Origin of the sequence: Actinomyces dentalis DSM 19115 (genome assembly GCF_000429225.1) — a bacterium.
GTDB classification, from domain to species: Bacteria; Actinomycetota; Actinomycetes; order Actinomycetales; family Actinomycetaceae; genus Actinomyces; species Actinomyces dentalis.
Window position 1 is genome coordinate 43946 of record NZ_AUBL01000004.1, and the last position, 25762, is coordinate 69707.

Below are 25762 nucleotides of genomic sequence, written 5' to 3' on the forward strand. Positions count from 1 at the left end.
CACAATGAAGGAGGAGAACCACTGCGCGACGATGGCGATGCCGCGGGCGTCGATGCGCCCCCGGGAGGCGAGTGCCCGCGTCCGTGCCGGACGGCCGGCCCGTGCAACGGACCTGGCAGCAGGACTTCGTCCTGATCTGGGACTTCCTTCCGGGAGCGCGTGCGTCGGAGCCGGGGTCAGGAGTAGCGCCTCTCCATCTCGACCTCGATCTCCTCCAGGGACTTGTCCTTGGTCTCCGGCATGATCTTGAACAGGATGACGGCGATGACCAGGTTGAGAGTGCCGTAGATGGTGTAGGTGGTGCCGCCGCCCAGGGTCTCCATCATGCGCGGGAAGGTCCAGGTGATGATGGCGTTGGCGGTCCACATGCAGAAGATCGCCGTGCCGTTCATGATGCCGCGGACGTTGGCCGGGAAGATCTCGCCCATCATCGTCCACACGATCGTGCCGTTGGAGGACTGCGCGATGAGCATGAAGGCGGCCATGAGGCCCAGGATGAGGTGGGCGGCCCAGGCGGGCGGGGCGGTGTGGTCGGCCATGTGCGGGGCGATGAAGAACTGGAAGGTCGCGGCGATGCCCAGCAGGGTGATGCCCACGCCGATGACGTCGGCGATGAGCACCTGGCGACGGCGGAACTTCAGGATGAGCCAGATGCCGAGGGACGAGCCGATCACCGACATGACGCCGTTGGCCACCTGCGCGGTGATGGAGGCCGAGGTGGACATGCCGGCGTACTCCAGCACCTTGGGGGCGTAGTACATGACGGTGTTGACGCCGGTGGTCTGGTTGACGATGGCCAGGAAGATGCCGACCAGGAGCAGCTTGCGCAGCCATGGCGTGGCCATGACATGGCCGAATCCCTTGCGCTGGGACTCCTCCTCCTTCTCGCGCCGGCGGGCCTCGACCATCTCCATGATCTCGTCCTCGATGGGGCCGTCCTTCTCGGGCACGCGCACGCGCTTGAGGGAGCCGATGGCGTCGTGGAGGCGCTCCTTGGCCAGGTACCAGCGCGAGGACTCGGGCATGAGGCGGATGCCGATCCACAGGGCCACGGCCGGGATGGAGCACAGGACGAGCATGTAGCGCCAGGCCTGGCCGTTGCCGGCGCTGATGCTGAGCTGGTCGAGGAAGGCGTGGTAGTCGGTCGCGTTCATCGGGCCGCCCTTGGAGGCCTGGAGCTTGGTGATCTCATCGAAGACGTAGGTGCCCGGCGAGAAGTGCCCGCTGGGGTCGTCGGCGATGGTGATCCTCGGGCCGCCCTGGATGGAGTTGATGATGGCGTTCATCGAGAAGGCGAGCAGCTGGCCGGTGACGATCATGAGCTGGTCGATGGCCACGATGGAGCCGCGGATGCGCTTGGGCGCCGTTTCCGCCAGGTAGACGGGGACGGTCGCGGAGGCGGCTCCGACGGCGAAGCCCAGGACGACGCGGAAGGGGTACATGACCCACACGTTGGGGGCGATGGTGGTTCCGATCGCGCCGATGAAGAACAGGGCGGCCAGGACCGTGATGTTGTGGCGCCGGCCCCAGCGGTCCGACATGAGCCCGCCCAGCAGCGCGCCCATGGCGGCCCCGACCAGGAGGGTGCCGCCGATGGCCCCCTCCTCGAGCGCGGTCAGCTGGAGGCCCTTGGCGGCGTGGGGCATGTACATGTACGGCAGGGCGCCGGAGATGACGCCGGTGTCGTAGCCGAAGAGCAGTGAGCCGAGCGTGGCCACGGCGGCGATGGCGACGACGCCCCGGTGCTTGCCCGAGGCCGGGGTCCTGGCCACCGCCTCATTGAGCTCTTCCCTGGTGAGCTCGCGCAGGGACGTTGTGACTCCCTGTGACATAGGGGGTCTCCTCTCAGACCTGCGGCGACGGCGCCGCGGGGGTTGTAGTGGTGGGCGGGTAGTGGTGGGGTCGAAGCGGCGGTTGAAGCCGAACATGACGGGCACCTCGACGGCGTCGAGTTCGGAGCGGGCCGCCTCGACGTCCTTCATGTCCAGGGCGATGGGCTTCTCGCACAGGACCGCCTTGCCGGCCCTGGCGGCGGCCAGCAGATGGGGATGTGCAGCGGGGTGGGCGAGCCGCCGATGACGGCGATATTGAGCATGTCGGGATCTCCTTGAGGGGTCGGGCTCACGGCTGGGGCATGATGACGTCGCGCACCAGCGCGTCCAGGTCGGCGTCGGCCTGGAGGAAGCCGCGCAGGGTGCGCACGGTGGCGCCGTAGGTGTCGAACTCCTCCGGGGTCATGCCGTCGGGCTCGTAGGCGCGCACGAACTCGGGGATGGACAGCAGCGTCTTCATGATCCGCGGGGCGACGGGCTCGGCGATGCGCGGCAGCCGGCGCTCCTTCTTCTGGTTGATGCAGGTGTAGGCGATGGTGGGGTTGCAGGTGGCGCCCACGCAGCCGAAGGAGATCGACTGGCGCAGCTCGTCGGGGTCGGCGGAGTCGTTCCACAGGACGGTCGGCGTGGTGCGGGTGGCCGTGAGAAGGGGGCCGGGCGTGTATTCGATGCTCATCAACTGCTCTCTCCGTGGGGTGCGGCCGCGGGTGGCGTCCTCGCCGGGTGCGGCCCGTGACCCCACATTCAATCGGGGCGGAGCGCAAATGTCAACGATTTGTCCAGACAAAACGTGCCGTGGTCCTCTTCTTGTCGGGACCGCCCCGCCGCCCGGTCGGCGCCTACGCGCTGAACAGCTTGGTCTCGAAGGAGTACCGCGAGGCCCGGTAGAGGTGTGCGCCGTGCTCGATGACGGCCCCCGAGGCGTCGTAGGCGGTGCGGGTGACGGTCAGCAGGGCCGCCCGGCGCTTCTCGCCGAGGGCCTCGGCCTCGGCGGCCGTCGCGTTGCGCGCGCCGACGCACTGGACGGCGGTGGCCGGCACCGCGCCCCGCGCGCGCAGCAGGTTGTAGAGCCCCTCCCGCTCCAGATCCTCGTAGGAGGGGGCGATCGCCGCCGGCAGGAGGTTGTCCATGAGGGCGATCGGCTCGCCGTCGGCGCGGCGCAGGCGCCGGATCCTCGTCACGCCGGCGCCCGGCTCGACGCCCAGGTGCTCGGCCTCCTCCTCGTCGGCCGGGTGCATGGAGTACTCGATGATCGTCGTGGACACCTCGTGCCCGTTCCTGGTCAGGTCCGAGAAGAGGCTCGACAGCTCCATGGGCCTGCGCACGTGGGGGGAGGTGACCACGGTCCCCGCCCCGCGCCGCCGCGAGATGAGGCCGCGATCGACCAGGCGCTGGAGCGCCTGCCGGGCGGTCGGGCGCGACACCTCCAGGCGCCGGGCCATGGAGACCTCGTCCTCGAGCCGGGTCCCGGGCTCCAGCGCGCCGTCGAGGATGAGGGCCGCCAGGGCCTGCGCGATCTGGCTGTAGAGGGGGGTCCCGCTCGTGCGATCGATGGGGATGTCGGGCCGGAACGGTGTGGCGGGCATGGAACTTCCCTGAAGGCGATGGGGCGTTCCATCATACATTCGACGCCCGGCCCGGTCGCCGCCGCGACCGGACCCGCCCCGACGACGTGGAATTCGGGTCCGCGGGTGCTGCGGCGCGCCCGCCATTGATGATCATTTTGTAATGACAGATATAGCGGAGTGGCGGACGGCGCGCAAGGCCCCGGTGCGCACGAGGTTAGGAGGGTGGGTCCGTCATGTACAGACAAAGGGGTGATAGTCGTGTCACGTGCCGGTGGGCGCGCGGTCGCCGCTATCCTGGGCGCGTGACGACCACCCCGACCAGTCCCGCCCCCGAAGCGCGTGAGGGCGGGCCCTCCGGCCCGGTCCTCGTCGTCGACTTCGGCGCCCAGTACGCCCAGCTCATCGCCCGCCGCGTGCGCGAGGCCCGCGTCTACTCCGAGATCGTCCCGCACACCATGACGGCGGAGGCCATGCTCGCCACCCGCCCCGCCGCCATCATCCTCTCCGGCGGGCCGGCGTCGGTCTACGCCGAGGGCGCCCCCGGCATGGATCCGGCCGTCTTCGACGCCGGGGTGCCGGTGCTGGGCATCTGCTACGGCTTCCAGGTCATGGCCCGGGCTCTGGGCGGCGTGGTCGGGCGCACCGGCACCCGCGAGTACGGGCGCACCGGGGCCGACGTCGACACCGCCTCCCGCCTGTTCGCCGGAACGCCCGCGCGGCAGACCGTGTGGATGAGCCACGGCGACGCCGTCCGGACCGCGCCGGCGGGCTTCGCCGTCACCGCCTCCACCGAGCAGACCCCCGTCGCCGCCTTCGAGGACCGCTCGCGCCGCCTGTTCGGCCTCCAGTGGCATCCCGAGGTCCTCCACTCCGAGTACGGGCGGGCCGTCCTGGCCAACTTCCTGCACGACGGCGCCGGCATCGCGCCGACGTGGACCCCCGGCTCCATCATCGACGAGCAGGTCGCCGCCATCCGCGAGCGGGTGGGCGAGGCCCACGTCATCTGCGGCCTGTCCGGCGGCGTCGACTCCTCCGTGGCCGCCGCCCTCGTCCACCGGGCGATCGGGGACCGGCTCACCTGCATCTTCGTCGACCACGGCCTGCTGCGCGCCGGCGAGAGGGAGCAGGTCGAGCACGACTACGCCCGGGGCATGGGCATCCGCGTCATCGCCGTCGACGAGTCCGAGCGGTTCCTGGCGGCGCTGGCGGGGGTGAAGGACCCCGAGACCAAGCGCAAGATCATCGGCCGGGAGTTCATCCGCTCCTTCGAGGCGGCCCAGCGCCGCGTCGTGGAGGAGGTCGGCGCGGCCGGGGGCCGGATCCGCTTCCTGGTCCAGGGCACGCTCTACCCCGACGTCGTCGAGTCCGGCGGCGGTCAGGGCGCGGCCAATATCAAGAGCCACCACAATGTGGGCGGTCTGCCCGAGGACCTCGACTTCGAGCTCATCGAGCCGCTGCGCGCCCTGTTCAAGGACGAGGTGCGCGCCATCGGCCGCGAGCTGGGCGTGCCGGAGGGGATCGTGGCGCGCCAGCCCTTCCCCGGCCCGGGCCTGGGCATCCGCATTATCGGCGAGGTGACGGCCGAGAACCTGCGCATCCTGCGGGCGGCCGACGCCATCGCCCGCGAGGAGCTGACCGCCGCGGGACTCGACGAGGGGATCTGGCAGTGCCCGGTGGTGCTGCTGGCCGATATCAGGAGCGTGGGCGTGCAGGGGGACGGGCGCACCTACGGCCACCCGATCGTGCTGCGGCCGGTGTCCAGCGAGGACGCCATGACGGCGGACTGGGCGCGCCTGCCCTATGACGTGCTGGCGCGCATCTCCACGCGCATCACCAACGGCGTGCCCGAGGTCAACCGGGTGGTGCTCGACTGCACCTCCAAGCCCCCCGGCACCATCGAGTGGGAGTGAGCGCCGACCGGCCCGGGGCGGCGGGGGCCGTGGAGCCGGCGCGGCCGGCGGCGCCGCGCGCGGGCAATATGCTCGACTACGCGCGCCGGGAGCTTGAGACGTTCTCCCGGCGCGGGCTGTGCGCGGTGGACAGCCTGATCCTGTCCTGGATGGCGTACCTGCGGATCCCCGCGGACGCGGACGAGGTCGTGGCCGGGATCCGCGGGTGGGACGGCGTGCACCTGGCGGACCTGCACCGGGCCGAGTACTTCGGGGACTACTTCGCGGGCATGTGGGGCGAGGAGGACGGCCTGCGCCTGCTGGCCGCCGCGGCCGCCAGTCCGCGGCTGCGCGACGTGCGCGTCGTCGGCCACGTCGAGTCCACGGACGTGCGGGCCGAGAAGCAGTTCGCCGCCGTGACGTTCCGGCTGACCGACGACCTGTCCTACGTCGCGTTCCGGGGCACGGACTCCACACTCGTGGGCTGGAAGGAGGACTTCAACCTGTCCTTCCGCTGCCCCGTGCCCTCCCAGGTCGCGGCGGCGCGCTACCTGGCCGACGTCGCGGGCCGTCTCGACGGCGAGCTCGTCGTCGGGGGCCACTCCAAGGGCGGCAATCTCGCCGTCTACGCGGCGGCGAGCGTCCCGTCCGACGTCGGCGGGCGCATTACGAGGGTCTTCTCCCACGACGGCCCGGGCTTCCTCCCCGAGTTCCTGGCCACCGGGGAATTCGCGAACGTGGCGCCGCGCATCGACAAGACCCTGCCCCAGTCCTCCCTCGTGGGGATGCTCCTGGAGCAGCAGGAGGGGTTCCGCGTCGTGAAGAGCAACCGCCTGCTCATCTGGCAGCACGACCCGTTCTCCTGGCGGGTCGACGGACGGGACTTCGTCTACCTGGACGACCTGGCGCCCGACGCCCGCTACCTCGACGCCGCCATCAGCGCCTGGCTGAGCAGTCGCACGAACGAGGAGCGGGAGCGGTTCATCGACACCCTGTACTCGGTCGTCGAGGCGAGCCGGGTGCGCACCACGCGCGAGCTGAGGGCCGACTGGCGCCGCAATATCCCCACCGCCGCGCGGGCGTTCGCGGACCTGGACCCCGAGACGAAGGACTTCATGGTCGACACGGCGACGGCGCTGCTCCGGCTCGGCGTCAGGAGCGTCCCCGAGCTGCTGCCGGGCGGGGGGCGCGGGGCGGCGGGCCGGGACGCGCAGGACGGCGACGGCGCCCCGTGAAAATCCGGAGTTGAACTCCGTATTTTCACACCCTAATGTGGGGGACATACCGGAAGGAGGCCGGTCGTGCGGTACAGGCGCCGGGAGGTCGAGGCGACGCTGAGATCCCTCATGGGGCAGTTCAAGGTGGTGCTGATCACCGGGGCGCGCCAGGTCGGCAAGACCACGATGCTCCAGCACGTGCTGCCCGGAGGCTTCCGCTACGTGACGCTCGACGACCCCCGGGCCGGCGTGCTCGCCCGGGAGGACCCGGCGCTCTTCTTCGACGCCAACCGCCCGCCCGTGGCCATCGACGAGGTTCAGCGGGCGCCCGGACTGTTCCAGCAGGTCAAGTTCCTCGTCGACCGGTCCGATGAGACGGGACTCGTGGTGCTGACCGGCTCCCAGACCTTCCACCTCATGCAGGGCGTCAGCGAGTCGCTCGCGGGACGGGTCGCGGTCCTGGAGATGACGGGCATGTCCCTGCGGGAGTTCACCGGCTGCGGGGGACGGGGCCCCTACGTCCCGACGCCGGGCGCGGACGGCGCCAGGCGCGATCCTCCCGAGGACCTCGACCTGTGGGCCACGATCCACCGCGGATCCATGCCCCGGCTCATGGACGCCTCGGTGTCCTGGGACGCCTTCTACACGGGATACGTGCGCACGTATCTCGAACGGGACGTGCGCGATCTCATCCGGGTCAAGGACGAGGAGAGCTTCTACCGCTTCCTCGTGGCCTGCGCCGCGCGCACGGGCGGGCTCGTCAACCGCAGCGACCTCGCCCGGGACGCCGGGGTCGACGCCAAGACGGCGCAGGGCTGGCTGTCCGTCCTGCGGGCCTCCGGCGTGGTGCGGCTGCTGCGCCCGCTGTGGTCCAACGCCGTCAAGCGCCTGGCCAAGACGCCCAAACTCTACTTCACGGACACGGGACTGGCCTGCCACCTGCTGGGGTGGAACACGGCGCAGACCCTGCGCAGGGGGGCGATGGCGGGCCACATGTTCGAGACCTTCGTCGTCGGCGAGGTCGTCAAGTCGCACCTCAACGCCGGCGGCGACGCCAGGAACGTGCGCTTCTACCGGGATGCCCGCAAGCGGGAGATCGACCTGGTCATCCAGGAGGGCCGTGTGCTCCATCCCGTCGAGATCAAAACGGCGGCGACGGTGGACCGCGCGGTCGCGGCCGGATTCTCCGTCCTCGACGACGTGGGCGACTACGACGTCGGCGCGGGCGCCGTCATCTGCCAGACCCGGGAGGCCTACCCCCTGACGGCCGACGTGGAGGCGGTCCCGGTCTGGTCGATCTGAGCGGGGCCGGACGCCTCAGCGGGCGGCGGGCGGCGTCGGCGCCCGGGAGCCCCTGCGGTCGGAGATGATCCGGATGATCTCGTGGCGGGCCCGGCGCCCCTCGGGGGAGGGGAGCATCGGGTAGACGTGGTTGAGATTCTCCCCCACGTGCAGGTCGGAGTGGACGCCGGCCTCCACGAGCCTGTCGTGGAGGAGCGCATTGTCGGGCAGGAAGATCTCCCGGCTGCCCACGAAGGTGGTGACCCGGTGCAGCGCGGACAGGTCCCCGTTGATGGGGGACAGGTGCCAGTCGCTCGTGGGCGTGTCGCCCGCCCACGACTCGCCCACGGTCGTGAGCGGGCCGGGCTCCATGAGGGGGTCGACGTCGGCGTAGTGGGCGATGTCCGGGTTCGTGTGGGTGATGTCCACCCAGGGGGACAGGAGGATCAGCTCGTCGGGCTGGCGGACGCCCCGCTCCGCCAGCGACAGGGCGATGACCAGGGCCAGGCCCCCGCCCGCGCTGTCGCCCATGAGAATGATCCGCTTGTCCGGGTTCTCGGACAGGGTGCGCGCGCACAGGTCCAGCACGAGCCGGTGCGCCTCCTGCCACGTGTGATGGGGCGCCAGCGGGTAGAGCGGCACGATGAAGTCGGCGCCCGTGCGGCGGGTGAGGTTGTCGATGAGCAGGGACTGGCCCAGGGACGCCGTGGTGACGTAGCCGCCGCCGTGGAGGTAGACGACCACGGTGTCCGACGGCGCGTACGGCCTGACGTAGTAGACGGGCATGCCGTCGTCCTCGCGCCTCTCGACGTCGTAGTGGGACCGCGACCAGAAGGGGAAGGACAGCGCCCGGCGGGGCTCGGGTCGGCCCGCCGCCCGCGCGATCCAGTCGGTCACCGGTATGCGGGACTTGAGCGCCTTGGTCGGCAGCACGGTGTACTCGGCCAGGGTCGCCGCCGCCGAGCGCCGGTAGCGCAGGCGGGAGAAGGCGGTGAAGGCGCCCGCGACGAGCGCCGCGCCGCCAACGACCTTGAGGGTCTTGGACGTGGTGAGCATGCGTCTCCTTCGCGTCGTTCGCGTTGCGGCTCCACGGGCCGCCGATGTCCCGGGTGCGGTGTCCCTCCGGGCCCGGTCTGCTCGCGTCATCGTAGGCCGACCCTCCTGACGGCGCCGGGGGGAGGCTCGGGCTGTCCCGAGGCGGCACAATGATATTGGCCACGTCGGCATCGGGCCGTGTCCCACTCGGGCCCCGCCCGTCCGGCGCTGGTCCGACTCGCGCAACGGAACCGGTCCAACTCACGCAATGAAACCGGTCCAACTCACGCAACGGAACCGGTCCGACTCGCGCAACGGAACCGGTCCAACTCACGCAATGAGGTAGACTTATTCGCGAAACAGCAGTGTTCTCGGTTGAGGAGCGTCGATGGTGCCTGCACGTTATATGGCCAGGATCGCCGATGGCGTGCTCGCCGAGGCTCTCGCCGTCAGCGGCGCGGTGCAGGTGAAGGGGCCCAAGTGGTGCGGTAAGACGGCGACATCCCTGCAGCAGGCCGCCAGCATCGTCTACCTCCAGGATCCCGATCGCAGCGCGTCCTACCTCGCACTCGCCGATGCCAAGCCCTCGGCGCTTCTGGAGGGGCGAACGCCCCGGCTCATCGACGAGTGGCAGATGGCGCCGCAGTTGTGGGACGCCGTCCGCTTCGCCGTCGACCTCCGCGGGGAGCCGGGGCAGTTCATCCTCACCGGCTCGTCAACGCCCACCGTCGGCGGGGCGCACTCCGGCGTCGGGAGGATCGCCCCCATGGTCATGCGGACCATGACTCTCTTCGAGTCGGAGGACTCCAGCGGTCGGATCTCCTTGCAGCGTCTCTTCGACGGAGAGGAGGAGGTCGCCGACGTCGCCCCGCTCGACGTCGAGGACATCGCCCGGGTCCTGTGCCGCGGGGGATGGCCCGCCGCCGTCACGGCGGGTGCTGCGCCGGTCCCCGGTCGCCTGGCGCGGACCTATGTCGAGGGCCTCATAGACTCCGACGTCGCCCGCATGGACGGCGTCTTGCGGAACTCGACTCGTATGCGCGCGCTCATGCGCGCCTACGCCCGTCACGTCTCCACCCGGGCCTCGCAGACGACGATCGCGGCGGACCTGGCCGTCAACGACGGCGCCATGGCGCCCAACACGGTCAGCGACTATCTCGACGCCCTCTCCCGCGCCTACGTCGTGGAGGACCTGCCGGCGTGGAATCCCGCGCTTCGCTCCAAGACCGCGATTCGCACGAGCCCGACCCGTCACTTCGTCGATCCGTCGATCGGCGCCGCAGTCATGCGCTGGACGCCCGCCGACCTGCTCCGCGACTTCGAGGCCTTCGGACTGCAGTTCGAGTCGCTGTGCGTGCGCGATCTGCGGGTCTACGCCGAGGCGATCGACGGGGCCGTCTTCCACTACCGGGACAAGACCGGGCTGGAGGCGGACGCCGTCATCGTCCTCGCGGACGGGCGGTGGGCTCCGATCGAGGTCAAGCTCGGCAGCCGTCAGCTCGATGAGGCCGCGACTCACCTGAGGCGGCTGCGTGAGCGCGTGGACGCGGATCGCATGGGCGAGCCGTCCTTCCTCGCCGTGGTCACCGCGGGCGCCACCGCATACCGCCGCGACGACGGCGTCCTCGTCATTCCGCTGGCCTGCCTGCGTCCATGAGTTCCGGGGCGGCGGGATGCGGAACGGCCGGGCGCGCCCCGGGGGCGGGTCGCGGCGCCGGGCGGGGGAGAGAGGGGGGATCCGCCAGGACCTGGCTGCGGGGCCCCGCCCGGGGCAGACTGGGCCCGGGGCGCCCCTGACGCGCTCGACTCGCGCACCGAAGGAGACCGGACAATGGAGTACACCCGACTCGGCACCACGGACATCACCATTTCGAGGCTGTGCCTCGGAGGCATGAGCTTCGGGAGGGTCTTCCCGGACTTCCACCAGTGGGTCATCGACCAGGAGGCCACCCAGGCCGTCATCGCCCGCGCCCTGGAGCTGGGCGTCAACTTCATCGACACCGCCAATGTCTACGCCCACGGCACGAGCGAGGAGTTCATCGGGGCCTCGCTGAAGAACCTGGGGGTGGCGCGCGCGGACGTGGTCCTGGCGTCCAAGGTCTACTTCAACGAGGGGCACCTGTCGCGCGCGGCCATCGAGCGCGAGATCGACGGCACGCTGGAGCGCCTGGGCACCGACTACCTCGACCTGTACATCATCCACCGCTTCGACTACGCCACCCCCATCGAGGAGACCATGGAGGCCCTCGACTCCCTCGTGCGCTCCGGGAGGGTGCGGGCCCTGGGGGCGAGCGCCATGTACGCCTACCAGCTGCACAATATGCAGATGGCGGCCGACGCGGGCGGCTGGACCAGGTTCTCGTCCATGCAGAACCACTACAACCTGCTCTACCGCGAGGACGAGCGGGAGATGATCCCCGTGTGCCGCCAGTACGGCATGTCGCTCACGCCCTACAGCCCGCTCGCCTCCGGGCACCTGACGCGCCCCACCTGGGACTCCGACTCCGTGCGCTCGACCACCGATGCCACCATGCGCTCCAAGTACGACCGCGAGCGCGAGACCGACATGCCCATTATCGAGCGCGTCGCCGAGCTCGCCGGGCGCTACGGGGTGGCCATGGCCGACGTCGCCCTGGCCTGGCACTGGGCCAGGGGCGTGGCCGCCCCCATCGTGGGCTGCTCGCGGCCCAGTCGCGTCGACGACGCCGTGCGCGCCCTGGACCTGACGCTCACCGAGGAGGACGTCGCCTTCCTGGAGGAGCCCTACGTCCCCCACGAGCTCGTGGGCCCGTTGGCCCGCCCCGGGGACGCCCCGCTGGCCGGCTCGACGACCGAGCGGCGTTGAGCCCCCGCGGCGCGGGCCGCCGCCTCACAGCGACAACGAGTCGCGCACCCGGGCCAGGAACCGCTCGGCGATGGGGGAGAGGACCCGCCCTCTGCGCCAGATCAGGTACATGCGCGACTCGAGCGCCGGGGCCAGCGGTCTGAAGGCCAGGCCGCTGGTCCCGCTCGTGTCCACCAGGCGGTCGAAGGTCAGCAGGTGGCCCAGGCCCTCGCGGACGAACACCGACCCGTTGTAGGGCAGTCGGAAGGTACCCTCCAGGCGCAGCTCGCCCATGCGCTCCCCGGCCCAGGCGGGAATGTCCCGGGTCCAGGACTGCTCGGAGCAGAACAGTGGCAGGCCGGCCAGGTCGTCCACGGTGACGGCGTCGATGCCGGCCAGGGCGTCGTCGCGCCGCATCACCACGCCCCACGTGTCCGCCACGGGCAGGGGGAGGACCTCGTAGTCGCCCTGTCCGCGCTCGTCGGGGTCCTCGACGATGGCGGCGAAGTCGAGCAGGCCCCGGTCCAGCTTCTCGGTCACCTGCTCGGTGTCGCCACTGGTGATGTGGTAGCGCAGACCGGGGCAGGAGCGCTTGAGGCGCTTGATCTGCCTGGCGAGCAGGCCCACCTGGTGGGACTCGGCCAGGCCGAGGCGCAGGTCGCCGCCGGTGACGTCGGCGAGGGCGAGGAAGTCGCTCTCGATGCGGTCGGCCAGGCGGATGAGGTCGTCGGCGCGTTCGCGCAGCAGTCTGCCCTCCTCGGTGAGCTCCATGTGGAACGAGCGTCTGGTGAAGAGCTTGTGGCCCAGTTCCCGCTCCAGCGACTTCACCTGCTTGGACAGCGTCGGCTGTGAGACGTGCAGTTGCGCGGCGGCCCGCGTCATGCTCCCCTCGTGCGCGACGGCGGCGAAGTAGCGCAGGGTCCGGATCTCCATGCCCGATGCGCCTCCTGTCCGTTCTTGTTCTGCGTTGTCCTGCGCGCCCCGGTCGGCGTTCCCGAACGGACCTGGTATGCCGATTTAGCATATCGCATATATAGAACAGTCATTAGCGTAATGATGATGGGGCGGCTAGCGTGAGTTCCGCAGGTGTCGGGCACCGTGCCCGGACGCGCAGAAGGAGACAGCCGACATGACCCATGAGACCCCGGAACCGACCGCCCAGTGGGACAAGGTCTTCCCGCAGTCCGACGCCGTGGACCACGAGAAGGTCGCCTTTCGCACCCGCTTCGGCATCACCCTGGTCGCCGACTTGTACAAGCCCAAGGACGCGCGGGGCCAGTCGCCCGCCCTGGCCGTGGCCGGCCCCTTCGGCGCCGTCAAGGAGCAGTCCAGCGGTCTGTACGCGCAGACGATGGCGGAGCGCGGTTACCTCACCATCGCCTTCGACCCCAGTTTCACCGGCGAGTCCGGCGGCGAGCCCCGCTGCATGAACTCTCCGGACATCAATATCGAGGACTTCCAGGCCGCCGTCGACTTCCTGTCCGTGCGCGACGACGTCGACCCCGGGCGCATCGGCATTATCGGCATCTGCGGGTGGGGCGGCATGGCCCTGGCCGCCGCGGCCGCCGACCCGCGCATCAGGGCCACGGTCGCCTCCACCATGTACGACATGAGCCGCGTGGCCGCCAAGGGCTACTTCGATTCCGCCGACTCCGCCGAGGAGCGGAACCGGACCCGGGCGTCCGTGGCTGCTCAGCGCACCGCCGACTACCGCTCCGGCGTCTACGCCATGGCCGGCGGCGTGGTCGACCCGCTGCCCGAGGACGCGCCCGCCTTCGTCAAGGACTACTACGACTACTACAAGACACCGCGCGGCTACCACCCCCGGTCCCTGAACTCCAACGCCGGCTGGACCGTCATCGGCGGGTCCTCGCTGATCAACGCCACCCTGCTGGGCTGCATCGAGGAGATCGGCAGCGCCGTCATGATCGTCCACGGCGAGGCGGCCCACTCCTACTACATGGGCAGGGACGCCTTCGCCCGGCTCACGGGCGACAACAAGGAGCTCGTGACCATTCCCGGTGCCGTCCACACCGACCTGTACGACGGCGGCGGCAAGAACGCCATCCCATGGGACCGGCTCACCGGGTTCTTCGACACCCGCCTCGCCTGACCAGGACCAGAGCGTCCGGGGCGACCCGCCCGGCGGCGGGCCGCCCCGGACCTGGGGCACGCAGCGGTCACAGCGACGACCGCGCCCGGGTGCGGCCCACCGCCAGGCCCGCGCAGGCGATGGCGAGCGCGAACAGGGCGCACACGCCGCAGTCGGCCAGCAGGGGGCCGATGGCGTCGGCGGACATCGAGGCGGCGGTGTGCGCCCCGGAGATCGCCCGGACCGCCCAGTAGCCGGGCGTGAAGCGGGAGACGGCGACGACGGCGTCGGGCAGCCAGCCGCTGGGGACCCACGCCCCGGCGATGAAGGACAGCGCCATGCCGCCGATATTGGCCACCGCGTTCGCCGCGCTGCGCCCCAGGCCGATCTGTCCGATGAGGAAGCCCACGGCCACCGCCACGAGCGCGTAGGCGCCCAGGGCCGCCCCGACGACCCCCAGCAGGGGCGCCGAGGCCGTCACGGAGCCGGCGCCGAAGACCGCGATCCCGAGCCCGAAGATCCACAGCCATCCGACCGCGCCGATGACCAGGCAGGCGCCCAGCAGCCCGAGGCTGCGCGAGCGGCCGCTCACCGGGGCGGCGGCCAGGCGGGAGCGGACCGCCCGGCGCCCCAGCGCCGTCATGAGCGCCGAGATGGCCACGACGGCGAAGGCCACCAGCGGGTAGAGGGAGAACTGGGCGTAGACGGCGAGGCTGCGGGGCAGCGGCGCGGCGTCCCGGGCGATCCGCCGCGCCGGGACGGAGCGGGCCGTCGTGTCATCGGCCAGGGCGACGGCCCGGGCCGGGTCCTCGGTGACGGCGGACAGGTAGTCGACGACCTGGCCCGCATAGGAGTCGATGCGCACGTTCATGAGCGCGCCCGAGGCCGACTCGTATCCGATGACGCTGTCCATCCGCGGCGGCTCGCCTCCTGCGCGCGCGGCCCGCCGGACCTCCTCCCCGTAGCCGGCGGGGATGATGAGGATGTAGTCGATGCGGTTCTGCGCGGTGGCGTCCTGCATGGCCCGCTCGGAGTCCTCCAGGTCCCGCGCCTCGCCCACGGACTCGACGTAGCGCTTGATCCCCTGCGAGATCGTCGACCCGTCGCGGTCGATGACGGCCACGCTCACCGTCGTCTCCTCGACCCGGTCGGACGCGTCCCCGCTCTGGGCGACGCCGGTGAGCAGGCCGAGCATGGACAGCCAGACCAGGTAGACCAGGAAGTACATCCAGTGGGCCGCCACGATCCTCAGCGACGTCTTAAAGGTGCTCATGGCTCATCCTCCTGGCGCGGATCAGGGCGATGGCGAGGAACAGGCCCGCCATGCCCGTCAGAACGGCGCAGCTGCGGGCGAAGGGGCCGAGGGAGTCGTAGTAGAGCAGCCCGTAGAAGCAGTGCGCGCACTGCCACAGGGGGTTGGCCCGGGTCAGGAGGGGCGCACCGCGCTCGACGGCGTCGGCCAGCGACTGGGCGCCGGGCCCGTAGAGCCCGGTGAACAGCGACAGCAGGACGGTGATCGCGATGACCATGTCGATCCTCATTCTCCGGATCGTCCCCAGGGCGGCGCCCGCCGCGCTCGACATGAGGCCGGTCAGGCCGATCGCCACCAGGCACAGGGGCGCGTGCGGGCCGAAGTCCACCCCGACGACCAGGGCGATGAAGGCGAAGGCGATGAGCAGGCAGCCCAGGACGCACACCCACGAGGCCGCGAGCGCGGCCGTGAGGACCTTCCAGCGGGGCAGTCCCGCCATGGTGCGCCGCGCGCCCAGGGGCGAGGAGGCCATGATGCCCTGCACGGCGAGCAGGGCGACGGCCGCCCCCATGCCGCCGGCGAAGGCGAGCAGCGCGAAGTAGTAGCGGGTCGCGGGCTTGACCGGGGTGCGCGTCACCGGGACCGGGCGGGTGAAGCCGTGCGCCGCCCCGAGCCCGGCGACCCGCTCGGGCGCCGCCCCGGCGGCGATGGCCGCCTCCCGCTGGGCCCGGGTCTGGGCGTAGGAGTCCATGACCACCCGCAGGACCCTCAGCGAGGGCTCGTCGTCGCCCTCCTGCGTCACGTGCAGCACGGGGCCGCCGTTCTCGACGGCGAGGTAGCCCGCGGTGTCGCCCCGCTTCGCGGCGGCCTCGGCCTCGGACGCGGTGGAGTGGGCGACCTCGGCGATGAGGCGGGGGTCGGCGTCGGCGGCGGAGACGCGCTCGACGAGGGCGTCCAGGCCGGGGGCCGAGCGGTAGGCCTCGTCCCGGACGACGCCGAAGCTCATGGGGGTGGTCTCGTAGGCCCTCTCCAGGCCCGAGAACATCGCCATGAACATGAGCGACAGGACGATCGGCAGGCCCAGCGTCCACACCAGGAGGACCTTGTCGCGCAGGAGCCGGAGCACCTGGTAGGCGAAGACGGCTCTCATGTCAGGCCGCCTCGTCCCGCAGGGCGCGCCCGGTGATCTCCAGGAAGACGTCGTTGAGCGTCGGGGGCTCGGATGTCACCCGGCCGCAGGTCGCGCCCGCCCCGGCCAGCGCCCCCATGACGTCGGAGAGGTTGTGCGCCCCGGGCGCGCACTCGACGACGAGCCCCGGGGCCTGCCAGGAGGCGGTGCGCACGTGCTCCAGGCGGCGCAGGGACTCCAGGGCCCCCTCGCCCAGCGGGACGGGGTCGACGACCTCGATGCGGATGCGCTCGCCGGTGCCGATCATGGCCTTGAGCTCGTCGGCGGTGCCGGCGGCGACCTGCCTGCCGCAGTCCATGATGACGATCCTGCGGCACAGCTCCTCGACCTCCTCCATGTAGTGGCTCGTGTAGATGATGGTGGCGCCGCGCTCGTTGAGGCGCCTGATGCCCTGAAGGATGGCGCTGCGGGACTGGGGGTCGACGGCGACGGTGGGCTCGTCGAAGATGATGAGCTCGGGGGCGTGGGCGATGCCGCAGGCGATATTGAGCCGGCGCAGCAGGCCGCCGGAGAGCCTCTTGGGCCTGAAGCTCGCGAACTTCTCCAGGTCGACGAAGGCGATCGCCGCCTCGACCAGGCGGCGGCGCCGGGCGCGGTCGCCCACGTACAGGGCGCAGAAGGCGTCGATGTTCTCCGCCACGGTGAGCTCGTCGAAGACGGCCACATCCTGGGGCACCACGCCGATGCGGCGCTTGAGGTCGTAGGCGGTGGCGCTCATGGGCCTGCCGAACACCCGGATCTCGCCCTTGTCGTAGGTGAGCAGCTGGAGGAGGCAGTTGATCGTCGTGGTCTTGCCCGAGCCGTTGGGGCCGAGCAGGCCCAGGACCTCGCCCCGCCCGATCTCCAGCGACAGCCCGTCGACCGCGATCAGCTCCCCGTAGCGCTTGACCAGGGAGCGTATGGTCACCGCCCGGTCGGCCCGGTCGGCCGTGGGCGGGGCCTGGTCGTTCATGTGGTCTCCTTCCGCGGTGGCGCGATGCGCGTCCATGCTCGCGTCCGCGCCCGGGCGGGCGGAAGTGCCCGCTGTCATGGCCCGGCGGCGCCGGGCATGACTTCTGTCATCGCCCCGTCGCGCGCCGACGGCGCTCGCGGCGCCCGTCGCCGATAATCGCCGCGTGAGGGTTCTGGCGGACAGGGGCGCGGTCCTGGGGGCGTGCCTGCTCATGGCGCTGGCGCCTGCGGCGGGGGCCGTCGGGGCGGCCGAGGTCGTCTGGCTCCTCCTGGCCGTCGTCGTCGGCGGGCTGTGCGCGGTGGCGGACGGGCGGCGCGGGGCGATCGCCCTTCCTGCCTTCTACCTGCTGGCCGGCTGCCCGTGGGCGGCCTCGGCGGTGGGCGCGCCGCTGGTCGTCTACGACCTGGTGCGCCAGTGGACCCTCGGTTCCCGGCGGGCCCGCCTGCTCGCGGTCTGCTGCGCCCCGCTGCCGGTGGTCCCGGTGGTGCGGGCCCGGGGCGCCGCGGGCGCGGGGAGTGCGGTGGCGGGCGCGGTCGTGGCGCTCCTGGCGGCCCGTCTGGCCCTGCGCACCGCCCAGGAGGAGGCGGCGCGCGAGCGCCTGCACGCCATGAGGGACGATCTGCACGAGAAGGTCGTGGCACTGCGGGCCTCGCGCGCCCGCCTGGAGGAGGCTCGGGAGCACGAGACGCGCGCCGCGGCCCTGGCCGAGCGCACGCGCATCGCCCGCGACATCCACGACGGCGTCGGGCACCTGCTGACCCGCCTGCTCCTTCAGGTCAAGGCCCTGGCCGTCACCCACCGGGGCGAGCCCGCCGTCGCGGCCGACCTGGCGGAGCTGGACCGCGGGCTGGACGGGGCCCTGAGCGCCATGCGCCGGTCCGTCCACGCGCTGTCCGACGAGGGCGAGGACCTGGCGACCTCGCTCAACCTGCTGGGTTCGCGGTGCGGCATCGGCCATGTGGAGGTCGACTGCCCCCTGGAGGAGGCGCCCCCGCCGGCGGTGACGCGCTGCCTCGTCGCGGTGGTGCGCGAGGCCCTGACCAATGCCGCGCGGCACGGGCGGGCCTCCTCGGCGCGGGTGAGGGTCTCCGACTACCCTGCGTTCTGGCGGGTCGCGGTCGATAACGACGGCGCCGTCCCCGAGCGCGGCCAGTGGCCGGGCGGCGGGGCGCCGAGCAGCATCTTTCCGAACGGCGCCCCCGCCGGGCTGGGGCTGCGCTCCATGAGCGAGCGCCTCGAGGCGCTGGGCGGGGCGGTGCGCCTGGCCCCGCGCCCGAGGTTCACCGTCATCGCAACGATTCCGAAGGGCGGAGCATGAGAGTGCTCATTGTCGACGACGACGCCTTCGTCGCCCAGTCGCTGGCCACCATCTTGTCGGCGGAGGCCGATATCGACGTCGTGGGCCTGGGCGGCTCCGGACCCGAGGCGGTCGAGCAGTACCGGCGGCTGCGCCCCGACGTCCTGCTCATGGACATCCGGATGCCGCTGGGCGACGGGCTCGCCGCCGCCGAGCGGATCCTCGCCGAGGATGAGGGCGCGCGCATCGTCTTCCTGACCACCTTCTCCGACGACGAGTACATTGTGCGGGCCCTGAAGATGGGCTCGCGCGGCTACCTCGTCAAGCAGGACGTCGCCCGTCTCGCCCCGGCGCTGCGCAGCGTCATGGCCGGGGTGTGCGTGCTGGAGGGGGAGGTGCTCTCCCGCAGCGCCGCCATGGGCCTGGGGCGGACGGGCGCGCCGGGCCGGGGGCCCGCGCCGCGCGGGGCCGTGTTCGCGCCCCTGACCGAGCGCGAGTACGAGGTGGTCGAGGCCGTGGCGGAGGGCCTCGACAACGCCGGGGTGGCGCGGCGGCTCTTCATGAGCGAGGGGACGGTGCGCAATCACATCAGCTCGATCCTGGCCAAGCTGGGGCTGCGCAATCGGACCCAGGTCGCGGTGGCGTACTACCGGTCCGCGCGGGCCGGGCGGGGGCGCGGCGGCCCGGACGCCATATGAACGACTGAGAAGGCGCCAGATGAACGACTGGAACGACGCCACATGAACGATTACAATGACGCCAGATGAACGACTGGAACGACGCCACATGAACGACTGCGGAGGCGCCGCGGGCCGGGTCGACGCCGTGCGGCCATGACGAGGGGGAGAGGCCGATGAAGCAGAAGGGCTATCTGCCGCGGGTCGTGGACCGGCTCATCGACGACTCGCTCGGCTACTCGGGCGGCATCCTCATCGAGGGCGTCCGCGCTTGCGGCAAGACCATGACCGGGCGGCAGCACGCCTCCTCCGAGGTCGCACTGGACTCGGGGCTGCCGCAGATCCGCGCCGCCCTGGAGGTCGACCCGTCGCTCCTCCTGAGAGGCGACGTGCCGCGACTCGTAGATGAGTGGCAGATCGAGCCCTCGCTGTGGAACCTCGTGCGCAGGCAGATCGACTCCCGCCGCCTTCCGGGCCAATTCATCCTCACCGGCTCCTGCGTCCCGGCCGAGGACGCCTCCCGTCACTCCGGCGCGCACCGGCTCTCACGGATCCGGATGCGGCCCATGACCCTGTTCGAACGGGGCCGGGGCGACGGCGGCGTCAGCCTGGCGGGCCTGTTCGACGGCCGGGCTCCGGAACCGGTGCTCGACTCGGGAACCGGCGTGCCCGAGGTCCTGGACGACCTGGTGCACGGCGGATGGCCGGGCGACCACGATCTGACGACCCGCCAGGCGCAGCGCCACTTGCGCGACTACGTCGAGGACGTCATCAATGTCGACGTCGGCCGTCTGGACGGCGAACCGCGCAGGGACCCCGTGCGCCTGCGCGCACTCATGCGCTCCCTCGCCCGGCACGTGGGGACGGAGGCGTCTTTCAGCACCATCGCCAAGGACGTGTCCGGGCAGTCCCTGACCGCCCAGACCGCCGTCGCCTACGTGAACGCCCTCAAACGCCTGTTCATCATCGAGGAGCAGCCTCCCTGGGCGCCCCACCTGCGGTCGCGCTACGCGGTGCGCACCTCCCCGAAATTGCACTTCGTCGACCCCGCGCTCGCCGCCGCGGTGACGGCCACGTCCGCCGAGCGGCTCCTGGAGGACCTGGAGACCGCCGGACTGTGGTTCGAGTCCCAGGTGGTGCAGCACCTGAGGGTCTTCGCCGAGGCTCTCGGCGGGCACGTCCACCACTACCGCGATAAGGCCGGCAAGGAGGCGGACGCCGTCGTGGAGCTCGACGACGGCCGTTGGGCCGCCTTCGAGGTCAAGCTGGGCCGGCGCCAGATCCCGGCGGCGCAGGCCTCGCTCGCCGCCTTCGTGGCCGACGTCGACACCGCGCGGACGCCGTCCCCGGCGTTCACCGCCGTCGTCACCGCCGACGGGCCCACGATGCCGCTTCCCGACGGCGCCGTGACCTTCCCGCTGGGGGCGCTGGGGCCCTGAGCGGAGCGCGCCGGGGGCGTCGCCGCAGGCTTGAGACGAGCCGGTCGGGGCGGGCGCGCCTCAGTCCCACCACAGGCCCAGGACCGGGTGGGACTCCACGGCCCGGACGAAGGCGGCGAGATCGGGGAAGCCTCCCTGCTCGTAGGAGTCCGGGCAGACCCTGTAGACCTCCGCGAGAAGGCTCATGACCTCGGGGCGGCTCAGGCCCCGCGGGGGCATCTGGAGCATGAGCTGGTCGAAGTCGATGCCGACCGGGGTGAGGTGGTAGCGCTCCTCCCAGGAGACGGCGATCCGCGCGATGGCGGCGCCCTCCAAGTCGTAGTTCGCCGGCCCCAGCCATCCCAGCGTCGTCAGGGCGTCGGCCGGGGACGTGGCCGGAATGAGGGCCAGGGCCACGGGCCTGACCCTCCACGGCACCAGGAGGTCCTGGGGTCCGGCCGGCGGGGCGGCGACCGGACCGCCCAGCTCCCGCACCGTCGCTATGGGGGCGATGGACTCCAGGTAGGCCACGATCTCCGGGTCCTCAACGCCCTCCAGCTCGCCGGGGGAGAGCAGGAAGGCCTCGACGTCGAAGTCCGATCCCTCGTCCGGGCCGAGGACCTCGCCGGAGCGCCACGGCCGTTCGAGGCCGTCGTCGTACCCCGTCGCCGCGATCCCCGTCACCGCGATCGGCCACAGGCCGGTGTCCCCGAAGCGGGAGGCCAGGTGGCGCACCCACTGCTGGGCGAGCCCGGTCTCGACGGCCTCCTCGGTCACCCACGCGCACGGCGGGGCGTCGGAGACGGCGGCGACGGCGTCGAAGTCCGCGTCGTCGTCGGCGGGGCGGACGTGAAGGCCCGCGGGCAGGTCGATCCCGCCCAGTCGCAGTGGACCCTCGGGCGGGACGTCGCCCCGGGTCGTTGAGCGCAGCGGCGTGTTCGGCGTCATGGGACGATGGTAGGGCGGGCCCCGGGCCGGGGCCCGCCGCATTCGTCAGGGGCCGTCCGCTCCGCCGTCGGCGATGACGCGCCACGTCCCCGCGCGGGCGCTGCCCTCCCGCACCAGGCGCCCCGTGCGGCCGTTGCCGTCCGAGAAGGGGTGGATGAACTCGAACTCGTAGTGGAAGACGCAGGAGGTCGGCAGCGGGTGCAGATCGGTCGAGGCCATCCAGGCGAACAGATCCGCCATGACCTCGGGGATGCAGCGGGCCGGTGTGCCGGCGTGGATGAGCCCTCCTTCTTTGAAGACGCCCGCGTTCTCCGCGCGGTACCGCCCGGCGTCATCGATGAGTCCGCGCATCATGACGCCGTGGGCGCGCAGCAGGTCGTCGGGGGAGAGTGGGTCCAGATCGTCCATGAGCCGGTAGGCGCGGCGGGCGTTGTCCACCTCGAGGATCTGCCTGGCGGGGCCGAGGACGCGCTTGCCGTCGAGGATCGCCGTGACGGCCTCGCGCGAGAGCGTGTTCCCCTCGATCATGAGGGAGGAGTGGATGGTGGTGATGCGCAGCTCGCGATGCAGCACGGGACTCGTGCTCAGGGCGGACGCGGGCCCGAGTGAGCCGACGAGCTCGGCGATCTCCATGCACAGTGCGTTGATCTCGGCCGTGCGCACCAGCGGCGGCTCATAGGCCATGCGGGCTCCTCCGATCCGATCTGCGCGTGCGCACCCGGTGCCGACGCGCGCGGGACGTGATGGTCATCACCGCCATATTTTACCGCCAGTGGCGGTGATCGGGCGGTCGGCCCGAGGTGCTCGGGGTTTTCCGCGTCATGCTCCATTACCCGCCCCGGGGAGTCGGCCGACTGCGCCACGAGCGCGGCGGACGCCGTTGGAGACTCCGAGCAGCGGCATCCGGTACAGCTGCATCAACCGCTGCGCGGTCGTGCGTATGACCTCGGCGACGGCCGGCCGGGCGCCGAGGCCTGGAAGAAGAGGGCCAGGGGAGTACCGGCCATCTGATCGGCGGGCTCGTCGTTCATCCCCGGGCAGCAAAATTCATTGCGATCACCGTGTCCGGCCCGACTACAAGTCGAGGTCGGCGTGGCTTCCGGTTTCCACCAGGAGCAGCACTAATTCAGTCTCTCTGATTTCATAAATCAGGACCCAGTCGGGTCTGATATGACAGTCTCTTAATCCGGTCCGATTGGCCGTGAGGGCGTGGTCGCGGTAGCGGACGGGTAGTGTCTCCCGACGTTGGAGCATCTCGACGACCGCGAAAAAATCGTTCAGATCGAGGCCCCGCTTCTTGGCTCTTCTGAGGTCTTTCTTACATTTATTGGAGATGACGATATCGAGCATTACAGTCCCAGATCGTCGCGCAGATCGGCGACGCTCCCGTAGCGCTTGGCGGTACCCGCAGAGAGCGCCGCGTCGATCTCATCACGGGCCCGTTCTGCCTCAGCGCTCATGCCGTACGGGCGGGAGGTGTCGAAGGGGAACCCCCTGAACTCGTTGAAAGCGCGCACGAACATGCGCACTGCATTGGACGGAGTCGTCCCTATCTGCCGAGTGAACTCGATGAACAGTCGTTTGTCCTCGGCATCGATCTTGACATTAAGGTTCTCCATGGTGGGAGTCGGCATCATGCGTCCCCTCCTTCGCTTTCGTGAGTATAACACGTTGTGGCACGATGTGACGCGGACTCTCCGCCGGTGACGCTGGCGGAGGACTCGAAGTCGCCGGGTCCTGGGGCGGGGAGCTCAACGCCCCGCCCCGACGATCCGCCGGTGCAGGGCCGGCATGGCGCGGGCGCCGTCCCGACGGCTGGGCTCGAGCACAGCTCCGTACTCCCGACCGCGATCGGCGCCACCATGGGCCGCCACGGAGTCCTCCATCTCCTCCGGTTGAGTCCGCACCGCTCGGCGCCTGCCCGCCCGCAGAGGACGAGCAGTCCGCGGCAGCCGCCAGGGCGGCGGCCGCCGCGAGACCGAGCCTCCTGCGCGTGAGCGTCATGAGTGCGCCCGCTCTGCGCGCCCGTCGGCGGGATCGGCTCGCCGCGGCTCAGGCCCCGGCCCCGTCGTCGCCCCAGATCTCGGCGATCATGGGGAAGGTGCTCCAGGCCTTGGGCCAGCCGCAGTAGAAGGCGAGCTGAGTGACGATCTCCACGGCCTCCTCCCTGGTGATGCCGTGCGCCTTGCCCAGTTCGAGGTGGGTGCGCAGCTGCGGGTACAGGCCCGCGGAGAACAGGGCGGCGATGGTGATCATGGAGCGGTCGCGGACGCTGAGCTGCTCCTCGCGCGCCCAGACCTCGCCGAAGAGCACGTCGTCGTTGAGGGCGGCGAACTGCGGGGCGATGGCGCCCAGGCGGTCCCGCCCCGCGGTCTGCTTGTCAGCCATGGTGTTCCTCCTGTGAAGACTGATCGGTTGTGATGCGGGTGCGCGGCGGCCCGGTTCAGGCCTGCTGGGAGTAGTCCATGCGCCGGGTGGTGAAGGCCGGCGGCTCATCGGGCACGACGTAGTAGGGCTTCTGCGGCAGGGCGTTGATGCGGGCCATCTCCTCCTCGGTCAGGGCGAAGTCGAAGATGTCGATGTTGTCCGCCATGTGCTGCGCGTTGAGCGTCTTGGGGAAGGTGACGTTGCCCTCCTGGAGGTGCCAGCGCAGAACAACCTGGGCGGCGGTCTTGCCGTACCTGGCGGCGGGGTCGGTCAGGGCGGGCTCGGCCAGCAGGGCCCTGTCGCCGTGGCCGAGCGGGTACCAGGCCTCGAAGACGATGCCGGTGCCGTCCAGCTCGGCCTTGAGGGCGTGCTGGTTCCAGTAGGGGTGGGCCTCGACCTGGAGGACCGCCGGGGCGATGCGGGCGCCGTCGAGGATCTCGCGGACCTTGGCGGCGGAGAAGTTGGACAGGCCGATGGAGCGGACTCTGCCGGCTTCGACGGCCTCCTCCATGGCCCTCCAGCCGGCCACGTACTCGCCGTAGGGCTGGTGGAGGAGCAGCAGGTCGACGTAGTCCATGCCCAGCCGCTCCAGGGTGGCGTCGATGTCCGGCCCGCACTGGGCGTAGGGGTAGGACTGCGGGAAGAGCTTGGTGGTGACGAAGAAGTCCTCGCGCGCCACCGGGCTGCCGGCCACGACCCGGCCGACGGCGACCTCGTTGAAGTAGGCGTTGGCGGTGTCGATGTGCCGGTACCCGGCGTCGATCGCCTCGGGCAGGTGCTCGGCGACCTCGGCCGAGGACATCTGGAAGACGCCGTAGCCCAGGGCCGGGATCGCGAGGCCGTTGTTCATGGTGAAGGACCGCATGGTTGACTCCTCGGCGGGATGTTCCGTTCCATGCATGAGTCTTCGCCAGGATTCCGCCGTTGTAAAATGCCGATCCCGGATCTGCTCATGCATATGCTGCATGAGCGGGAGAGAGAATGATGCGGGGAGGCGGAGCGTGGAGCTGGAGCAGCTCAGGCAGCTCGACGCCATTGCGCGCCGGGGCACCATGAGCGCCGCCGCCCGGGCCCTGCACCTGTCGCAGCCCGCCCTGTCCCGCTCGCTCGCCCGACTCGAGGCCGAGCTCGGCCAGCCGCTCTTCGACCGCCCCGGGCGCCGCCTCGTGCTCAACGACGCCGGCCGCGTCGCCCTGGAGCACGCCCGCCAGATCCTGCGCGACGAGCGGGCCATGCGCGCCGCCCTCGACGACGTCGCCCGCCGCACCCGCGCCCTGCGCGTGGGCACCGTGGCGCCCGCCCCGCTGTGGCGGCTGACCGCCCTCATAGTCGAGCGCTTCCCCGGGCTCGTCCTGACCTCCCAGATGCTCGCCGAGGCGCAGGTGCAGGCCGGCATCCGCGACGGCGGGCTCGACCTGGGCATCGCCCTGCGCCCCGCCGCGCCGCCCGGCGTGCGCTCATGCCGGCTCATGGTGGAGAACCTGTCCGTCGCCCTGCCGGACGGGCACGCGCTGGCGGACCGGGCGGGCGTGAGCGCCGCCGAGCTCGACGGCGAGACCTTCCTGCTCTTCGAGGGCATCGGCTTCTGGCGCGAGGCGTGCGACCGGCACTTCCCGCACTCGCGGTTCATCGTGCAGGAGGACCGCGCGGTCTTCGAGCAGATGGTGCGCAGCTCGTCGCTGCCCCACTTCGTCACCGACGCGCCCTCGCTCGCCGCGCCGGCGCCCGGCCGCACGGTGGTGCCGATCCGCGACGCCATGGCCCGCGCGACCTTCCACCTGCTGGTCCGCCCCGGGGGACGCAAGGAGGCCGACGACGTCTTCGACTGGGTGAGCGCCCGCCCCGGCCCTGCGTCGTGAAGCCG

The 25762-nt window shown here is 71.4% G+C and carries 25 protein-coding genes; 10 read left to right on the forward strand and 15 right to left on the reverse strand.

Annotated features, from left to right (window positions below):
- Nucleotides 1-176: 176 nt before the first annotated feature.
- The 3 genes from G446_RS0102290 to G446_RS0102300 all read right to left on the reverse strand — a co-directional run bounded on the left by G446_RS0102290 (nt 177) and on the right by G446_RS0102300 (nt 3418).
- Complete coding sequence (locus G446_RS0102290; RefSeq protein ID WP_026408916.1) at nt 177-1832, reverse strand: MFS transporter; 1656 nt, start codon at nt 1830-1832, stop codon at nt 177-179.
- Nucleotides 1833-2121: 289 nt separating this feature from the next.
- A complete protein-coding gene (locus tag G446_RS0102295; RefSeq protein ID WP_026408917.1) occupies nt 2122-2508 on the reverse strand; it encodes a hypothetical protein in 387 nt (128 codons plus the stop codon).
- A gap of 163 nt (nt 2509-2671) precedes the next feature.
- Nucleotides 2672-3418 (reverse strand): GntR family transcriptional regulator, encoded by a 747-nt coding sequence (locus G446_RS0102300; RefSeq protein WP_026408918.1) that lies wholly within the window; start codon nt 3416-3418, stop codon nt 2672-2674.
- A gap of 284 nt (nt 3419-3702) precedes the next feature.
- On the opposite strand from G446_RS0102300, the gene guaA reads away from it, so the two are divergent.
- The 3 genes from guaA to G446_RS0102315 all read left to right on the forward strand — a co-directional run bounded on the left by guaA (nt 3703) and on the right by G446_RS0102315 (nt 7808).
- Nucleotides 3703-5310, forward strand: a complete 1608-nt coding sequence (gene guaA, locus G446_RS0102305; protein ID WP_026408919.1) for a glutamine-hydrolyzing GMP synthase — start codon at nt 3703-3705, stop codon at nt 5308-5310.
- Nucleotides 5307-6524 carry a DUF2974 domain-containing protein gene (locus G446_RS15475; RefSeq protein ID WP_051285572.1) on the forward strand — a complete coding sequence of 406 codons (1218 nt, stop codon included), beginning with the start codon at nt 5307-5309 and terminating at the stop codon, nt 6522-6524. Before guaA ends, G446_RS15475 begins: the two co-directional genes overlap by 4 nt.
- A gap of 66 nt (nt 6525-6590) precedes the next feature.
- Nucleotides 6591-7808, forward strand: a complete 1218-nt coding sequence (locus tag G446_RS0102315; RefSeq protein WP_034468820.1) for an ATP-binding protein — start codon at nt 6591-6593, stop codon at nt 7806-7808.
- A gap of 15 nt (nt 7809-7823) precedes the next feature.
- Here the strand turns inward: G446_RS0102315 and G446_RS15480 are convergent, their stop codons facing one another.
- On the reverse strand, nt 7824-8843 hold the full coding sequence (locus tag G446_RS15480; RefSeq protein ID WP_051285573.1) for an alpha/beta hydrolase: 1020 nt from the start codon (nt 8841-8843) through the stop codon (nt 7824-7826).
- Between the two features lie 367 nt (nt 8844-9210).
- Here G446_RS15480 and G446_RS0102325 point away from each other — a divergent pair, with 367 nt between their 5' ends.
- Both G446_RS0102325 and G446_RS0102330 read left to right on the forward strand, forming a co-directional pair.
- Nucleotides 9211-10479 carry an ATP-binding protein gene (locus G446_RS0102325; protein WP_026408921.1) on the forward strand — a complete coding sequence of 423 codons (1269 nt, stop codon included), beginning with the start codon at nt 9211-9213 and terminating at the stop codon, nt 10477-10479.
- Nucleotides 10480-10653: 174 nt separating this feature from the next.
- Nucleotides 10654-11667 carry an aldo/keto reductase gene (locus G446_RS0102330; protein WP_026408922.1) on the forward strand — a complete coding sequence of 338 codons (1014 nt, stop codon included), beginning with the start codon at nt 10654-10656 and terminating at the stop codon, nt 11665-11667.
- 24 nt (nt 11668-11691) lie between these two features.
- Here G446_RS0102330 and G446_RS0102335 read toward each other — a convergent pair whose 3' ends face one another.
- Nucleotides 11692-12579: a LysR family transcriptional regulator gene (locus G446_RS0102335; RefSeq protein WP_026408923.1), complete on the reverse strand. Its 888-nt coding sequence runs from the start codon at nt 12577-12579 to the stop codon at nt 11692-11694.
- A 196-nt stretch (nt 12580-12775) separates the two neighbouring features.
- Here G446_RS0102335 and G446_RS0102340 point away from each other — a divergent pair, with 196 nt between their 5' ends.
- Nucleotides 12776-13759, forward strand: a complete 984-nt coding sequence (locus G446_RS0102340; RefSeq protein ID WP_026408924.1) for an alpha/beta hydrolase — start codon at nt 12776-12778, stop codon at nt 13757-13759.
- A 67-nt stretch (nt 13760-13826) separates the two neighbouring features.
- Here the strand turns inward: G446_RS0102340 and G446_RS0102345 are convergent, their stop codons facing one another.
- Genes G446_RS0102345 through G446_RS0102355 form a run of 3 tightly spaced genes read right to left on the reverse strand, consistent with a single transcriptional unit; the run spans nt 13827 to nt 17131 of the window.
- Complete coding sequence (locus tag G446_RS0102345; RefSeq protein WP_026408925.1) at nt 13827-15011, reverse strand: ABC transporter permease; 1185 nt, start codon at nt 15009-15011, stop codon at nt 13827-13829.
- Nucleotides 14998-16140, reverse strand: coding sequence for an ABC transporter permease (locus G446_RS0102350; RefSeq protein ID WP_026408926.1), 1143 nt, complete (start codon nt 16138-16140; stop codon nt 14998-15000). The genes G446_RS0102345 and G446_RS0102350 overlap by 14 nt, the downstream gene beginning before the upstream one ends.
- A 1-nt stretch (nt 16141) precedes the next feature.
- Nucleotides 16142-17131, reverse strand: coding sequence for an ABC transporter ATP-binding protein (locus tag G446_RS0102355; RefSeq protein WP_026408927.1), 990 nt, complete (start codon nt 17129-17131; stop codon nt 16142-16144).
- Between the two features lie 163 nt (nt 17132-17294).
- Here G446_RS0102355 and G446_RS0102360 point away from each other — a divergent pair, with 163 nt between their 5' ends.
- The 3 genes from G446_RS0102360 to G446_RS0102370 all read left to right on the forward strand — a co-directional run bounded on the left by G446_RS0102360 (nt 17295) and on the right by G446_RS0102370 (nt 20544).
- Nucleotides 17295-18449, forward strand: coding sequence for a sensor histidine kinase (locus tag G446_RS0102360; RefSeq protein ID WP_026408928.1), 1155 nt, complete (start codon nt 17295-17297; stop codon nt 18447-18449).
- Nucleotides 18446-19126, forward strand: coding sequence for a response regulator (locus G446_RS0102365; protein ID WP_026408929.1), 681 nt, complete (start codon nt 18446-18448; stop codon nt 19124-19126). Before G446_RS0102360 ends, G446_RS0102365 begins: the two co-directional genes overlap by 4 nt.
- Nucleotides 19127-19281: 155 nt before the next feature.
- On the forward strand, nt 19282-20544 hold the full coding sequence (locus G446_RS0102370) for an ATP-binding protein (protein WP_026408930.1): 1263 nt from the start codon (nt 19282-19284) through the stop codon (nt 20542-20544).
- A 60-nt stretch (nt 20545-20604) separates the two neighbouring features.
- Here the strand turns inward: G446_RS0102370 and G446_RS0102375 are convergent, their stop codons facing one another.
- From G446_RS0102375 to G446_RS15490, 7 genes are all read right to left on the reverse strand, one after another.
- Nucleotides 20605-21471, reverse strand: a complete 867-nt coding sequence (locus G446_RS0102375; protein ID WP_026408931.1) for a DUF4253 domain-containing protein — start codon at nt 21469-21471, stop codon at nt 20605-20607.
- Between the two features lie 45 nt (nt 21472-21516).
- Nucleotides 21517-22155 carry a Fic family protein gene (locus tag G446_RS15485; RefSeq protein ID WP_051285574.1) on the reverse strand — a complete coding sequence of 213 codons (639 nt, stop codon included), beginning with the start codon at nt 22153-22155 and terminating at the stop codon, nt 21517-21519.
- A 390-nt stretch (nt 22156-22545) separates the two neighbouring features.
- Entirely contained in the window at nt 22546-22821 is a 276-nt protein-coding gene (locus tag G446_RS0102385; RefSeq protein WP_026408932.1) for a type II toxin-antitoxin system RelE/ParE family toxin, read from the reverse strand.
- Nucleotides 22821-23108, reverse strand: a complete 288-nt coding sequence (locus G446_RS0102390) for a type II toxin-antitoxin system RelB/DinJ family antitoxin (RefSeq protein WP_245574552.1) — start codon at nt 23106-23108, stop codon at nt 22821-22823. The genes G446_RS0102385 and G446_RS0102390 overlap by 1 nt, the downstream gene beginning before the upstream one ends.
- 114 nt (nt 23109-23222) lie before the next feature.
- On the reverse strand, nt 23223-23378 hold the full coding sequence (locus G446_RS19730; protein WP_156916481.1) for a hypothetical protein: 156 nt from the start codon (nt 23376-23378) through the stop codon (nt 23223-23225).
- Nucleotides 23379-23523: 145 nt separating this feature from the next.
- Entirely contained in the window at nt 23524-23859 is a 336-nt protein-coding gene (locus tag G446_RS0102395) for a carboxymuconolactone decarboxylase family protein (RefSeq protein ID WP_026408934.1), read from the reverse strand.
- Between the two features lie 55 nt (nt 23860-23914).
- Nucleotides 23915-24763 carry an aldo/keto reductase gene (locus G446_RS15490; RefSeq protein ID WP_084778872.1) on the reverse strand — a complete coding sequence of 283 codons (849 nt, stop codon included), beginning with the start codon at nt 24761-24763 and terminating at the stop codon, nt 23915-23917.
- A 136-nt stretch (nt 24764-24899) separates the two neighbouring features.
- Between G446_RS15490 and G446_RS0102405 the strand changes: the two genes are divergently transcribed.
- The gene (locus G446_RS0102405; protein WP_026408935.1) at nt 24900-25757 is read left to right on the forward strand and encodes a LysR family transcriptional regulator; all 858 of its coding nucleotides are present in this window, start codon (nt 24900-24902) and stop codon (nt 25755-25757) included.
- The last annotated feature ends 5 nt before the right edge of the window (nt 25758-25762 follow it).